The organism is Hymenobacter nitidus (assembly GCF_020447315.1).
Taxonomy (GTDB): Bacteria; Bacteroidota; Bacteroidia; order Cytophagales; family Hymenobacteraceae; genus Hymenobacter; species Hymenobacter nitidus.
Genome location: NZ_JAJADQ010000009.1, coordinates 198,255 through 211,516 on the forward strand (window position 1 = coordinate 198,255; position 13,262 = coordinate 211,516).

Here is a 13,262-nt window from a genome sequence, read left to right on the forward strand (position 1 = left end):
TAAGAAAGCTAAACCTAGCACAATGCCGGGCCTTTTTTTCCCGCAATGAACCGGCGGTGGCATTGTCTCGACCGGCCTGCCGCTTTCATCGACCGGCAGCCCGCCGCGCCGGTTGCCAGCATTAGGCGTCGTCGTAGGGCGGCCTTTCTAGCGGACGGAGCGGCTGGTACGCAGCCCGTCCAGGCTCCAGATACCCGGCCCGTGGGCGGCAATAAACAGGAAGATAAAGCAGAACAGCACCGCCGGCTCGCCCTGGTTTTCTATCGGCAGCGGGCCTTTCGGGAAGTGCGCCATGAAGAAGGCCACCGCCATCTGGCCGCTGGCCAGAAAGGCCGCCACGCGGGTAAAAAGGCCCACGGCAATGAGCAGGCCGCCGACCAGTTCGATAATACCCGCCACACCCATCAGGGACGCAACAGGTACGGTAGAACCGTCGCCGGGAAAGCCCAGCAGCTTTTGGCTGCCGTGCATGGCAAACAGCACGCCGGCCACAATGCGTAGCAGGGCAAAAGCATAGGAGGCGTAGGAGGCATTCATGGCACGAGAAAGTGTGGTGAAGTCTTTCTACGGGGCCGTTACGCCTTCAGGCTGATATCGGAGCTGCCAACCAACTGCTTAAAACGCCTCCCCGATGCTGAAATAGAAGCCCGACGAACCGTCGCGGCCGAAGCCGTAGTCGAAGCGGATGTTGAGCCGGTCGCGGCGGTTGTACTTAAAGCGGATGCCGGCCCCGCCGGTGGCCTTCAGCTCGTTGCGGGCCAGGTCGCCCAGTGTGTTGCCCACCTGCCCCAGGCTGCCGAACACCACGCCGTTGAAGCGCCAGAATAGCGGGCGGCGCAGCTCGGTCTGCAGGGCCAGCAGCTGCCGGTCGCGGTAGCGCCCGTCGTAGTAGCCGCGCAGAATTTTTTCCCCGCCCAGGTTGGCCAGCTCCCGGAAGGGCACCCGGCCGCTGTGAAACTGGCCCAGCAGCTGGGCAGCCAGAATGGTTTTGCCGGTCGTGCTCAGGGGCTGAAAGTGGCGGGCGTCGAGCAGAAAGCGGCTGAAGCGGTAGTCGCTGCCCAGGGCCGAGACGTGGAACAGCGACGAGAGCTCCAGGTAGTTGCCCCGAAACGTGCTTAGGATATTGTCGCGGCCGTCGTAGAGCAGCGAAGGACCCAGGCCCGAGGTGAGGGTGTTCTGCCGATACTCCCGCTCGGGGCGCTGCAACAGCAGGCTGGGCCGCTCCTGGGGCGTGCCGTCGGCAATGTCTTGGTTTACCCGCACGTCGCGCAGATTGACCAGCCGGTACTGCAGGCCCGCGAAGAGGTTACGCCGCACCTGCCGCAGCACCCGCTGATTGTAAATCAGAACTTTATACTCGATAACCGACTTATCGTCGCGGCTGGTATTGGGCCCGAAGCCGTAGTAGTTGATGGGAAACTTGTAGTAGTAGCTCAGCTCGCCCGACACCAGGAACTGCTCCCCGGCCGTGAAGATGTTGTGGTTCAGCTGCACCAGGCTCTGGTTGTTCTGGGTGCGCCAGGCCAGCAGCCGTGCATTCGACTTGCGCACCGACGTATCGGAGCCGAAGCGCCACACCGGCAGCATCGTCAGGCCGTAGCCCACCCCGGTTTCGGGCTGCGAAAACACAATCGGGAAGGGCAGAAAGCTGGGCTTATCCTTTTTTAGGGGCTTGGCGGCGGTAGAATCGGGAGCAGATGAGGCGGTGGTTTGCGCGTAAGCGCGCGGCGCCAGGATGCAGCCCAGCAACAGAAGGTAAAGTAGGCGCATAAGGAAAATCAGGGCGGTGGGCTTGTCGCCAAATAAGCAACAAAATACCCCATACTTCCTACGTCCCAAAAACTTCGCCGGCTCCGCCTCCCGGGCTTTGCAGCGCAGGAAGACGGAGCCGACGAAAGGTTAAAACCTGCGGGATGCTAGAACGCCTCGCCTACCGCGAAGTAGATGCTGGGTGGGGTATTGGTGCCGCCGGCGTAATCGAGCCGGATGTTGAGCCGGTCGCGGCGGTTGAAGCGGAAGCGCAGGCCCGCGCCCCCGGCCAGCTTGGTGTCGCGCAGGCTGTATTCGCCCACTTTATCACCCACCTGCCCGGCCCCCAGGAAGGCGGCCCCGTCGATGCGCCAGAACAGGCGCTGACGGATTTCGGCCTGCGTGGTCATCATCTGGCGGCCCCGGAAACGGGATTCGTAGAGGCCGCGCATCAGGCCGGAGTTGTTGTAGAGCGAGCCACCGATGTTGGCGCCCAGGCTACCCAGTTCCCGGAACGGTACGCTGCCGGCGTGAAACTGCCCAAGGTATTGCAGGGCCAGAATAGTATTGGTGGAACCCAGCAGCGGCCGGAAGTAGCGCAAATCCAGCTGGTAGCGCTGAAACTTGTAGTCGCTGCCCAGGCCCTTGCCCATAAACAGCGCGTGCGCATCCAGATACACGCCGCGATAGGTAGCCAGCACATTGTCGCGGCCTTCGTAGAGCAGCGAGGGGCCCACGCCCGACACGATGCCGCCCTTCTGATCCTGCTGGGGCAGCTCGCGCAGCAGGCTCGGGCGCGTTTCACTGATATCCTCGACCACCCGCACATTGGTCGTGTTGGTGAGGCGGTAGCGCACCCCGCCGTAGAGGTTGTGGGCCGTAATACGCGGCATTATCTTCTCATCGAACACGAACAGCTTGTAGCCGATGGTCGACTCGTCGCTCTTCTTGGTGTCGTTGCCCAGCCCGTAGTAGAAAAAGGTGAGGTCGTACTGGCTCAGCTCACCGGCCAGGTAGAACTTTTCATCGGGCGTAAAAATCGTGTGGGTCAGCTGCAGGGTACTCTGCTTTTTCTGGGTGTACCAGGCAATCAGGCGGGCATTGGACTTGCGCACCGTGGTATCCTGGCCGAAGCGCCACACCGGCAGAATGGCGGCCCCGTAGCCGAACCCGGTTTCCTGCTGGTAAAACAGCACCGGCACCGGAATAAAGTTGGGCTTATCTTCTTTGCTGGTCACGGCGGGGGCCAGCGTGGCCCCCACGGCGGCCGGGGTTTCGGGCAGGGCTATATCAGGAATAACAGGCGCGGTTTGGGCGCGGGCGGTGCTGGCCAGCAGCAGGAAGGCCAGCACAGAGTACAGGAAACGCATAGGATAGAGTTGGGCAGAAACAGAAAAAACGCAGCTGAACCTTATAGTTCAGCTGCTCTTTCTTTCCTAACGCAAGGCTCTGCCCTACGGTTTTAGCCCCAGGCCGCCAGAATCATGGATAGTACGCCAGCCAGCATAATCCACTTGCACCAGGCACTGAGGCGGGCAAAGTCGCGGCGCCGATCGGCACGGGCCAGGTAGCGGGCCAGCACCAGGCTGGGCAGCAGCACCGTGAGCACCAGCCAGCCTCCCAGGGCCCGGTGCCCGTCCTGCCAGCTTTGCAAGGCGCCGCCAGCCACTAGCACCACTAGGTTCAGCAGGAAAAATCCGATGGCCCACTTAGTGCGGACTACGCCCCACACAATGGGCAGGGTGCGGCAGTCGTGCTCGGCGTCGCCGCGCATGTCTTCCACGTCCTTCACGATTTCGCGCACCACCGTCAGCAGGAAAGCCGCCAGCGCGTACACCCACACCGTGGTTTGGCCGGTGCGCAGCTGCAGTTCGGGCAACAAGACCAGCGCGGCCGTGAGCAGGGCAATGCTCAGGTTGCCCACCAGAGCCAGGCGCTTGAAGCGGGCCGAGTAGCCCCACAGCAGCAGCGCCGAGCCCAGGTTGACGGCCCCCAGCACCGGCGACAATGCCCCGGCCAGCACCACGCCCACCCCCGACAATACCAGGTGTGCCAGCATGGCGTGCCGCCGGTTTATCACGCGGCCCACCACCAAGCGGTCGGGCCGGTTGATGACGTCAATCTTGACGTCGTAGTAGTCGTTGATGATATAGCCCGCGGCGGCAATGCACAGGGCGGCCACGGCCAGCAGCACAAACCGGCCGGAAAGCAGGGCTACCCAGGGGGCCTCGGGCCGCAGCAGGCCGCTTTGTACCAGGGCTAGGGTCAGGGCCATGATGAGCAGGTTGGGAAAGCGGATCAGGCGCAGCACCGACGCCCAGCCCCCCGACCCGGCCGAGGCCGCCGTACTCTGCCTGGAAGATGAAGAATGTGCCATATACGTACCTAAAGCTAGCCTCCCCGAACCACTCATTCCCCGCGCCCGGGCCGGCCTGCGGGCCCAAGCGCAAAAAGAAAGCCTCTCCTACTGGAGAGGCTTTCTGAAAAGCAAAAAACCTATTCAGGCTAACAGCCTACAGTTTCTTTACATTCACCGCGTTAACACCCTTGCGGCCTTCCTGCGTTTCAAACTCCACGCGGTCATTCTGTTGGATCTGGCCCCCGTTAAGGCCGGTTACATGAACGAAGAAGTCTTCCTTCGTGCCATCTTCTGTAATGAAGCCGTAGCCCTTCGACTCATTATAGAATTTTACGGTTCCTGTTTTCATGTAAAAAATGAAATTAATGAATGGATGATTGGGTAAATATAAAGGGAATTTGGAAAACCACAACCAGGGTTTGGAGCCCCAAATACCAGATATTTACGGCCAATAACCTGGAACAGAAGTTGGTTAGTACCAGGTCTTCTGCGCCTTCATAACGGCCTCTACCAGCTCGCGCACGGCGCCGTGCCCCCCGGGCAAAGCCGCCTTGTAGTTGCAGATTTGCTGCACGTCGGCGGCGGCATCGGTGGGGCAGGCGGCCACGGCGCAGCGGCGCATCACCTCAATGTCGGGCATGTCGTCGCCCATGTAGGCAATGGTCGCCGGGTCGAGGCGGTAGGTGTTGATGTAGTTGTTAAAGATCTTCATCTTGTCGGCCACCCCGAGGTAGATGTCGTGCACGTCCAGCGACTCTAGGCGGCGGCGCACCCCTTCTTCCTCGCGCCCCGAAATGACAATAACCCGGTAGCCGCGGGCCAGCGCGTGCCGAATGGCATAGCCGTCGCGGATGTGGAAGGCCCGCGCCTGCTCCCCGGAATTGAGAGCCAGCAGGGTGCCGTCGGTCAGCACGCCGTCGACGTCGAAGATAAAGGCCTTGATGGCGGCCAAATCGGGGCTGGTGCCGTTGCTACTCATAAATAAACCGCGAAATAAAGCTGAAAATAGAGGGCGGCGCCTAGTTTTGGTTGTCGCGCCATTCGTACACCCATTTGGCCTGAATCTGCTCCAGGTGCCCCTCGTTGGCCTGCTCGCGGGTACCGACGAAGTTGGGCAGGGTCAGGACCCATTCCAGCAGGTCGGTGAAGCGGATGCGGTAGATTTTCGCTTCGTCAAACTCATTCCCGAACTTTTCATAGAGGGCCATAGCAATGTCCTCGTGGTCGTTCCAGTGAATGGGGAGTTCAAAATGAGCCATTATGTCGAATGTGCTAAATGTGAGGAAATGTGCCAAATGTGCCAAATACAGCCTGCGGTGCTTTTCGCACATCAGGCACATTTTCACATTCGTACATTAAAAAGCTAGTGTCCCAGGAATTCCTGGCGGGGAATCAGAATCACGATGTCTTCGTTGCCCTGCATCACGCACTGGCAGCCCAGGCGCGAGTTGATGCGCGGATTCACGGCGCGGTCAATGAAATCCTCTTCTTTGTCGCTGATTTCGGGCAGGTCATTCTCCCCTTTGAGCACATACACGTGGCAGGTGCTGCAGCCGCAGACACCGCCGCAGTTGTGCTGCAACTGAATTCCATTGTTCAGGGCCACGTCCAGCACCGATTCACCTTCCGCTGCTACGTGCGTCTGGTCGGGCTGGCCGTCTTGAAACTGGAAGGTAATATTAACGGCTTTCACGGAGTAGAAACTTGAGCAGGGCAGAATTTGGGGCAAAGGTACGCACCCCGGTCCGTAATCAAAGCCGCAGAGGCTCCTGCTTGTTTGGCGCGGCCGTCATCTGCTGGGCCTGAATGCTGGCTGTTAGCTGGTTATAAATCTGCTGCCACCCCGCGTGGGCCTCCAACATACGCTGGTGCCGCTCCAGCGTGGCCGCGTCGTGGCGCACGGCCGGCCCGGTCTGCGCCGTGAAGGGAGGCTGCGCCAGGGCCTTGTCGACCGTCTCCCGGATCAGGGGGGCGAGCAGCGCAAACGGCAGGTGCGCCTCCTGCAGCAGCGCGTGCCCGATACCGAACAGATGATTGGTGAAGTTGCAGGCAAACACGGCCGCCACGTGCAGCGTCTGGCGCTGGGGCGTCGCCACCACTTCCACCACCTGGCTCAGGCTGCGGGCCACCTGCAACAGCACGTCCTGGTCGGCAGCCGTGGTGGCTTCCACGCACATAGGCACCGCCGGCCAGTCGATGCGGCGGCTGGCGCTGAAGGTCTGCAGCGGATAAAGCACTCCTCCCCGCAGGCTGGCGTAGGGCTCGAACACAGCCAGTGGCAGGGCTCCGGCCGTGTGTGCCACCAGAGCCGCCGCCGGAAACCGGGCCGAGGCCAGCACCGCCGCCACGGCCCCGTCGGGCACGCAGATGATATAGAGGTCGGCCACGGGCAGTGCCGTCAGGTCAAGGCTGGTAATGGGTTTGGCCCCGGGCACCTCCGCGGCTACGGCGGCGGCGCCAGCGTGGGTCCGGCTCCAGACGTGCGTCACGGCGTGGCCCGCCTGCCTCAGGGCCGGGCCGAGGTGCCGGGCTACCTGACCGGCGCCCAGCAGGATAATCTGCCGACAAACAGCGGTTTGGCTCATATTAGAACACGGTGCATCAGAATTCAGGCGAAAAGTACGCAGGCTGCCCGGCTTTCTTTTTTCCGCTTCTGTTTTTCAAGGGAAATTTTAGCACCTTGTACTCGCGAAACTGCCGAGCCCGGGGCTAGGCAGCTTTGCTTCAACTTCATCTGTCCCTTTTCAACATCTTTTTTCCTTACCAACCCTTTTCCTTATGACAAACTGGTACAAAACGGGTCGTACAGCTTCACACTGGCGTCAGCTGGCCTTGGCCGCGCTGCTCTCCATCGGTGGTGCTTCGGCAGCCCAGGCCCAATCCCTGAACTACAACGTGTTCGGGGCCCAGAACGTGGCGGGCACCTATACCGACCTGGCCGCCACCGGCACGGTAATCACCACGGCCAACACGGACGACGCCAACTCGGCCGCTCAGCCCATCGGGTTCACCTTCAACTACAATGGGGTTGCCTTCACGGATTTCGTGCTGAACACCAACGGCTTTATCAAGCTGGGTACGGCCGCTCCTTCGGCCGCCAACCTGTTCTATACGGGCCCTCAGGTAAACACCGGTGGTGCCATCAACAGCACCAACGCCGCCGACGTTAACCTGCTACTGCCCTTCAACCACGACTTGGCCGACGGCACTTCGCCCGCCGAGTACCGCGTGGCCACGACCGGCACGGCCGGCAGCCGCGTGTGCACCATTCAGTGGAAAAACGTGAGCGACAAGCTCGTGTCGGCCGCTACGGGCAAGCAGCACGCCAACATGCAGTTTCAGGTGAAGCTCTACGAAGGCACCAACAATATCGAGTTTGTGTACGGCCCCACCACGGCTGGCCCAGGCCCGGATGTATTCAAATCGGCGGCCGTTGCTATCAAAGGCACTGCTGCCACCGCTACCCAGCTCGTATCCGTTACGAAGGGTTCGGTAACGGCTTGGGGAGCGGCTACGTTCCTGGCTGGCAACTACACCGGCAACGCCCTCAACTTCCGCGTATCGGCCCTGCCTGATGCCGGCCGCACGTTCCGCTTCCGTCCAGCCGTAGCCCAAGACGCGGCCGTACTAGCCGTTTATTCGCTGGGCAAGCTGCCCATTCCAGCCGGCGCCCCCCATACCATTCAGGCCGTGGTGCGCAACGTCGGCACGTCGGCCCTGACCAACGTGAGCGTAACGGCCGCGGTGGCCGGTGCCAACACCTTCACGAGCACCAAAACGGTAGCCTCGCTGGCCGTGGGCGCCTCGTCGCTGGTATCGTTCGACCCCTTCACTCCCACGGCTGTCGGCAACGAGACCATTACGGTAACCTCGGGTGCTGATGATGCCTCGACCAACAATACGCAGACCTACCAGCAGGTAGTAAATGCCACGACCTATGCCGTTGCCGAAGCCGGCCCCAGCACGGGTAGTGTAGGTTTCAACGTGACTGCCACCGGTGAAGCCGGTTCGGGCATTTTCGCCGTGAAATACAACGCTAGCGTGGCTCGTACGGTAAGCGCCGTTACGGTTCGCATCGAAGACACCCGCACGGTAGGCCGCACGGTTTACGCTGTAGTGTGTGACGCTGCCGGCGCCATTCTGGCCCGCACGCCCGACTACGTAGTGCTGGCTTCTGACATTGCCACGACCAAGACCTTCACTCTGACGACGCCCGTAGCTATTCCAGCGGGCAACTTCTATGCTGGTTTCGCCGAGGCGGTATCGCCGGCCGGTACGCCTGGCTACTTCCCCCTGGGCCTGCAGAACGAGACGCCTACCCGCTCGGGCACTTTCTACACGATGACTCTGGCCGGCGGTGCTCCTGCCGATGCTGTAGCCAGCGGCCTGGGCCGTTTCATGATTGAGGCCGTAACCGGTGCTGCTGCTACCTGCGTGGCCCCAACGGGTGTTGCCGTAACCAGCTCCAGCCCCGTATCGGCTACGGTTACCTTCACGGGTCCTGCCAACGGCACGGGCTACACCATCATTTACGGTCCTACGGGCTTCAACCCTAGCACCGGTGGCACAACCGTAACGACGGCTACTTCGCCTTACACCATCACGGGCCTCGCCGCTTCGACGACCTACCAGGTGTATATCCGCTCTAACTGCGGCACTACCGAGCAGAGCGCTCTGGCTGGTCCGTTCTCGGTAACGACTCAGTGCAGCGTAACGTCGGTAACGACTTTCCCCTACTCGGAGAACTTCGACGGCGTGGCTACCGGCCTGCTGCCCTGCGGTTACACCATCCTCGACTCGAACCTGGATGCTATTACCTGGGAAAGCCTTTCGACCATCGGCACGACTCCGATCAGCTCTTCGGCTCCGAACGCCATGGTTTATCAGTACAACGAAGACGGCACGACGGCTGCTAACGACTGGTTCTTCACCACTCCGCTGTTGCTGCGCACCGGCAACCGCTACCAGCTTTCGTTTAAATACCGCGTTGGTCTTGCCACGTTCCCCGAGCGTCTGGAAGTGAAGTATGGCACTACGGCTACTCCCGCCAGCCAGACCACTACCCTGTGGAACAATGCCACCGTAGCCAACACGGTTTACGCCACGGCTAACGCTACCAGCACGATTCCAGTACTGCCCATCGAGCCTACCACGACCGGCAACTACTACATCGGCTTCCACGTGTACAGCGCCGCCGACCAGTTCCTGCTGGCCGTAGACGACCTGCAAATCACGGCTACGACCATCACCGGCACGTCGGCTGCTCTGGACTACGCCATCAACGTATTCCCGAACCCATCAGCTGGTATCTTCAGCGTTGACATCAAAGGCGCTAACGCCAAAGGTGCCATGCAGGTAGAAGTGATGAACTCGCTCGGCCAAATCGTACACTCGGCTTCGGTACGCGACAATCAGCTGAACAAGCTGGACCTGTCGAACCTGTCGGCCGGCATGTACGTGCTGAAAGTGAAGTCGGGCAACGACTTCTCGGTACGCAACCTGTCGATCCAGAAGTAATATCTGCGGTCTGCGGTTATTGAAAAGGGCAGCCATATGGCTGCCCTTTTTTTGTGGCCTATACGTGGCCGCTAGTTGCCTGTCGGGGCCCTGTAGCAACTGCCCGGCAGCCTAAGAGCAAACCTGCCGCGGTTGGAATAAATCAGGTAGAGAAAGGACGAAATACTTTCGATTCTCTACCGTGTTGGAGGGAATGTGAAATAACATTTCACATTCCCTCCAACTATTCTAACACCCTGGAAGCTACTGGCCCGGAATAGGAAGTTGAAGCGCTGACACAAGTCTGTATCACACGGCTACCAGCTGAGTAATTTCATTGGTAGCCGGAAGGAAAGCCCGCCAATGACGGCCTGCCGGCCCGCCCCGAAGCTGGCCCTGGAGCAGAGATATTACGAGCGGCTTAGCACACAAAAAGGCCCTGGCTACGTGTAGCCAGGGCCTTTTTGTGTGCTTGCTATGGGGCAATCTACTATCGTTAAGCAGCCTGGGGCTTAGGTTGCCGAGCTTTCACCTTAGCCGGGGCCGGAGTTTTGGCCTCGGCTACGCGGGCCTCGCGCCGGCGCTTGACCAAGGCCATTCCAAAGCCAAGCGACATGAGCAGTGTACCGCTCCAAAGCAAGTTGATGAAGGGCTTTTCCATGGCCTTCAGAATGATGTAGTCCTTCTGGGTGGTGCTCACGCCAAAGGTGAACTTCTGCTTGGTGGGGTCCACGTTGATAAAGGTCAGGCGCAGGCCCAGGTCTTCTACCTCGTCGGAAACGCGGCCCACCTGGTTGTTGCGTACCACGAACATGGGGTGCACGTGATACTGCTTCTTCTCGCCAAACACCAGGAAGTCGCCCTGAATGGCCAGGTCCCCTTTAGTCAGGCCGAGGCCGGCGGTTTCGTGGGCCGGCTCTACGCCGCGGAACACGGCAAAGTAGTCGTTCAGGTAAATCGTGTCGCCGATGGCCAGCGTGTAGTCTTTCACCTCACTCCAGTCCTTCTCCTTGCTGGGGTCGGGCACGGAGCTGATGTGGGAATAGATGTCATGGTCGAGGAACCGCTTGATGTCGGGCGAGGCCAGCAGGCCGCCCATCTCCTCATTCACCTGGGCCCGGGGGTACAGCGTGAAGCTGTTGCCCGACTCCTTTTCCTTGTATTCGACGCGGTAGTAGGTGTTTTCGGGTAGAATCTCGACCGTGTCGCCGGCTTTGTAGAACACTTTGCCTTCCGACTTGATGTCGGCACGGGCCAGGGCCTTATACTCGTCGTCGGTGCGGAACAGCAGCTCTTTGTTGACGTAGCCGGGCACGCCGGGCACGTCGTAGTACTGGCCGGTGTAGCTGATATCGTAGCCGCCCATCGGGGCCGACTCGTTGCGCCACAGCAGCACGTTGTCACGGTTCAGGTCTTCGGGGAATTCCTTGGAATACACCAGACCCGACACGTTCTTGGAAATGATGTTGGAATAGCCGGCCGAGGCCAGAATACCGAGCAGCATCAGGGAAATACCGATGTGAGCAATGCCCCCGCCCGACAAGGCCACGCGGCGCTTCAGCAGCGTGAGAACCACGCCCAGGTTGGCCAGCACCCCGAATAGGGCGGTAGTCAGCAGCACGATATAGACTGGGGTCATCTGCAGCTTGTTGTAGCGCACCAGCAGAATCACAAGGGCCGCGCTGAGCAACGTAATGATGCCGGGCACCGCCAGGGAGTTGGTGAGCGTCTCCTTGTTGTTTTTCTGCCACCACATGATTTGGGCCAGGCCGGTCAGGAAGGCCACCAGCACGCCCATCCACAGCTGAATTTTGGTGTAGTGCGCAATCTGGTCGGCGGGCAACGCCAGGTTTGACTTGATGCCCAGGAAGCCCAGGAAGGCGTTATACACCGGAATGCTGGTGGTGAACAGTACCTGGAATGCACCCAGGCAGAGCACCGTGGCGCCCACGAACACCCACAGCTCGGGATTGTAGGTGGTCAGCTCTTTCTCCGACACCGGAATCGACTTCCAGCGGGCTACCAGCAGCCAGATGGACAGCACCACAAAGGCCAGCAGGTAAATCAGCAGCTGGCCCGAGAGGCCCAGGTCGGTGAAGGAGTGCACGGAGGCATTGCCCAGCACGCCGCTGCGGGTCAGGAAGGTCGCGTAGAGAATCAGCAGGAAGGAGGCAATAACCAGCACGAAGGACGTGCGCAGGGCCGTGCGACTCCGCTGCCACAATACCATGCCGTGAATAGCGGCCACCAGCACCAACCAGGGAATGTAGACGGCGTTTTCCACCGGGTCCCAGTTCCAGTAGCCGCCGAAGTTCAGCGTTTCGTAAGCCCAGTAGGCGCCCATCATCACCCCGATACCCAGCACCAATGCCCCAAACAGCGCCCAAGGCAATGAGGGCTTAATCCACTTCACCACTTCGCCTTTCCAGAGGCCAGCAATGGCGAAGGCAAAGGGCACCAGGGTAAGCGCAAAGCCCAGGAACAGCGTAGGCGGGTGAATTACCATCCAGTAGTTCTGCAGCAGCGGGTTGAGGCCGGTACCATCCTTGGGCACGAAGTCCGGGTTCATTTTGAACACCGGCAAGTCCACCAGGAAGTCGCGCAGCAGGATAAAAGGCGACGAGCCCAGCTTCATGTCCAGCACCACCACGCCCAGAATCATGGACGTGAGAAACAGCTGCACGAAGGCGAAGACGGCCATTACCGGCGCCTCCCACTTGCGGTGGAAACGCATAATGGCCAGGCCCAGGCACACGTGCCAGAAAATCCAGAGCAGGAAGGAGCCCTCCTGCCCTTCCCAGAAGCAGGAAATCATGTAGTACACCGGCAGGTGGTTGCTGGAGTGGCTCCAGGCGTAATAATACTCGTACCGGTGGGTGTAGATGATGGTAAACAGGCAGGCAATGATGGACACCACCGCCACACTATGCAGCAAAAAGGAGGTGCGGGCAATGCGCAGCCACCCCGCATCGGTTTCCCCGAGCGGCTGGTTGCGGGCCGCCATGAAATAGGAGTACGCCGCTACCGTGGCGGCCACAAATGCCACGATGACGCTCAGGTGCCCCAGGTCGCCGATGAAGGTATTAAGCATGAGCTTGGTATTAGGTAATTGTACTGCGGAAGGAAAACCGGTGAAGCGGGGAAACGTTCCGTTTTAGAACCCGCCCCGTACTGCTCCGTTCCGCTTAGCGCGACGCCGTGGCGCCTTTAATGTCCTTCTCCACGTACTTAGAAGGACACTTCAGCAAAATTTTGTCGGCCACGAACACGTCGTTGCGCATGGCCCCGGTGATGACCACCTGCTCCGACTTGTCGAAGTCCTGGGGCTTGGGGTTGAAGTAAATCACGCGCTGGGCAATGCGGTTGGTGTCCACGAGCGTGAAGGCGAAGTAGTTCGGGTCCAGGGTCGGGTTGTACTCCAGGCCCAGAATGTTCTTCTGCCCGTCGCGCGGGAGGCGGCCCACTACGTGCACTTTGGTCAGGTTACCATCGGCGGCCCGTTCCCGGGCCTCGCGGAACGAGACGTAGACGCTGGCGTCGCCCACAGTGCTCATGATGATGCCGATAGCAACGGCAATGACGGCAATGGCAAGGATATGAGATTTTTTCATGATGCTTCAACAGCGCCGGACTGGTGAGCCGGCTTTACTGAACAACC

The 13,262-nt window shown here is 60.3% G+C and carries 12 protein-coding genes; 1 reads left to right on the plus strand and 11 read right to left on the minus strand.

Features of this window, described 5'->3' with window-relative positions; genetic code table 11:
- Positions 1–147: 147 nt before the first annotated feature.
- The 9 genes from LGH70_RS17445 to LGH70_RS17485 all read right to left on the minus strand — a co-directional run bounded on the left by LGH70_RS17445 (position 148) and on the right by LGH70_RS17485 (position 6,693).
- A complete protein-coding gene (locus LGH70_RS17445; protein ID WP_226188213.1) occupies positions 148–537 on the minus strand; it encodes a DoxX family protein in 390 nt (129 codons plus the stop codon).
- A 78-nt stretch (positions 538–615) separates the two neighbouring features.
- Positions 616–1,770 carry a BamA/TamA family outer membrane protein gene (locus LGH70_RS17450; RefSeq protein WP_226188214.1) on the minus strand — a complete coding sequence of 385 codons (1,155 nt, stop codon included), beginning with the start codon at positions 1,768–1,770 and terminating at the stop codon, positions 616–618.
- A 146-nt stretch (positions 1,771–1,916) separates the two neighbouring features.
- Positions 1,917–3,119: a BamA/TamA family outer membrane protein gene (locus tag LGH70_RS17455; RefSeq protein ID WP_226188216.1), complete on the minus strand. Its 1,203-nt coding sequence runs from the start codon at positions 3,117–3,119 to the stop codon at positions 1,917–1,919.
- Between the two features lie 92 nt (positions 3,120–3,211).
- Entirely contained in the window at positions 3,212–4,126 is a 915-nt protein-coding gene (locus tag LGH70_RS17460) for a geranylgeranylglycerol-phosphate geranylgeranyltransferase (RefSeq protein WP_226188218.1), read from the minus strand.
- Between the two features lie 136 nt (positions 4,127–4,262).
- Complete coding sequence (locus LGH70_RS17465) at positions 4,263–4,457, minus strand: cold-shock protein (protein ID WP_226177778.1); 195 nt, start codon at positions 4,455–4,457, stop codon at positions 4,263–4,265.
- Between the two features lie 123 nt (positions 4,458–4,580).
- Complete coding sequence (locus LGH70_RS17470) at positions 4,581–5,087, minus strand: KdsC family phosphatase (protein ID WP_226188220.1); 507 nt, start codon at positions 5,085–5,087, stop codon at positions 4,581–4,583.
- 40 nt (positions 5,088–5,127) lie between these two features.
- The gene (iscX, locus tag LGH70_RS17475) at positions 5,128–5,367 is read right to left on the minus strand and encodes a Fe-S cluster assembly protein IscX (RefSeq protein ID WP_226188223.1); all 240 of its coding nucleotides are present in this window, start codon (positions 5,365–5,367) and stop codon (positions 5,128–5,130) included.
- Positions 5,368–5,471: 104 nt separating this feature from the next.
- Positions 5,472–5,801 carry a 2Fe-2S iron-sulfur cluster-binding protein gene (locus LGH70_RS17480; RefSeq protein ID WP_226188225.1) on the minus strand — a complete coding sequence of 110 codons (330 nt, stop codon included), beginning with the start codon at positions 5,799–5,801 and terminating at the stop codon, positions 5,472–5,474.
- Positions 5,802–5,859: 58 nt separating this feature from the next.
- Complete coding sequence (locus LGH70_RS17485; protein WP_226188227.1) at positions 5,860–6,693, minus strand: Rossmann-like and DUF2520 domain-containing protein; 834 nt, start codon at positions 6,691–6,693, stop codon at positions 5,860–5,862.
- Between the two features lie 193 nt (positions 6,694–6,886).
- Here LGH70_RS17485 and LGH70_RS17490 point away from each other — a divergent pair, with 193 nt between their 5' ends.
- Positions 6,887–9,625, plus strand: a complete 2,739-nt coding sequence (locus LGH70_RS17490; protein WP_226188228.1) for a T9SS type A sorting domain-containing protein — start codon at positions 6,887–6,889, stop codon at positions 9,623–9,625.
- Between the two features lie 475 nt (positions 9,626–10,100).
- Here the strand turns inward: LGH70_RS17490 and ccsA are convergent, their stop codons facing one another.
- Together ccsA and LGH70_RS17500 are read right to left on the minus strand one after the other, a co-directional pair.
- Positions 10,101–12,695 carry a cytochrome c biogenesis protein CcsA gene (ccsA, locus tag LGH70_RS17495; RefSeq protein ID WP_226188230.1) on the minus strand — a complete coding sequence of 865 codons (2,595 nt, stop codon included), beginning with the start codon at positions 12,693–12,695 and terminating at the stop codon, positions 10,101–10,103.
- A 94-nt stretch (positions 12,696–12,789) separates the two neighbouring features.
- On the minus strand, positions 12,790–13,215 hold the full coding sequence (locus tag LGH70_RS17500; protein WP_135399018.1) for a cytochrome c maturation protein CcmE domain-containing protein: 426 nt from the start codon (positions 13,213–13,215) through the stop codon (positions 12,790–12,792).
- Positions 13,216–13,262: the final 47 nt, after the last annotated feature.

Excerpts from the sequence above, each read along its gene's own strand:
- LGH70_RS17445 (WP_226188213.1), bottom strand. The coding sequence starts at position 537 with ATGAATGCCTCCTACGCCTCCTATGCTTTTGCCCTGCTACGCATTGTG.
- LGH70_RS17450 (WP_226188214.1), bottom strand. The coding sequence starts at position 1,770 with ATGCGCCTACTTTACCTTCTGTTGCTGGGCTGCATCCTGGCGCCGCGC.
- LGH70_RS17455 (WP_226188216.1), bottom strand. The coding sequence starts at position 3,119 with ATGCGTTTCCTGTACTCTGTGCTGGCCTTCCTGCTGCTGGCCAGCACC.
- LGH70_RS17460 (WP_226188218.1), bottom strand. The coding sequence starts at position 4,126 with ATGGCACATTCTTCATCTTCCAGGCAGAGTACGGCGGCCTCGGCCGGG.
- LGH70_RS17465 (WP_226177778.1), bottom strand. The coding sequence starts at position 4,457 with ATGAAAACAGGAACCGTAAAATTCTATAATGAGTCGAAGGGCTACGGC.
- LGH70_RS17470 (WP_226188220.1), bottom strand. The coding sequence starts at position 5,087 with ATGAGTAGCAACGGCACCAGCCCCGATTTGGCCGCCATCAAGGCCTTT.
- iscX (WP_226188223.1), bottom strand. The coding sequence starts at position 5,367 with ATGGCTCATTTTGAACTCCCCATTCACTGGAACGACCACGAGGACATT.
- LGH70_RS17485 (WP_226188227.1), bottom strand. The coding sequence starts at position 6,693 with ATGAGCCAAACCGCTGTTTGTCGGCAGATTATCCTGCTGGGCGCCGGT.
- LGH70_RS17490 (WP_226188228.1), top strand. The coding sequence starts at position 6,887 with ATGACAAACTGGTACAAAACGGGTCGTACAGCTTCACACTGGCGTCAG.
- ccsA (WP_226188230.1), bottom strand. The coding sequence starts at position 12,695 with ATGCTTAATACCTTCATCGGCGACCTGGGGCACCTGAGCGTCATCGTG.
- LGH70_RS17500 (WP_135399018.1), bottom strand. The coding sequence starts at position 13,215 with ATGAAAAAATCTCATATCCTTGCCATTGCCGTCATTGCCGTTGCTATC.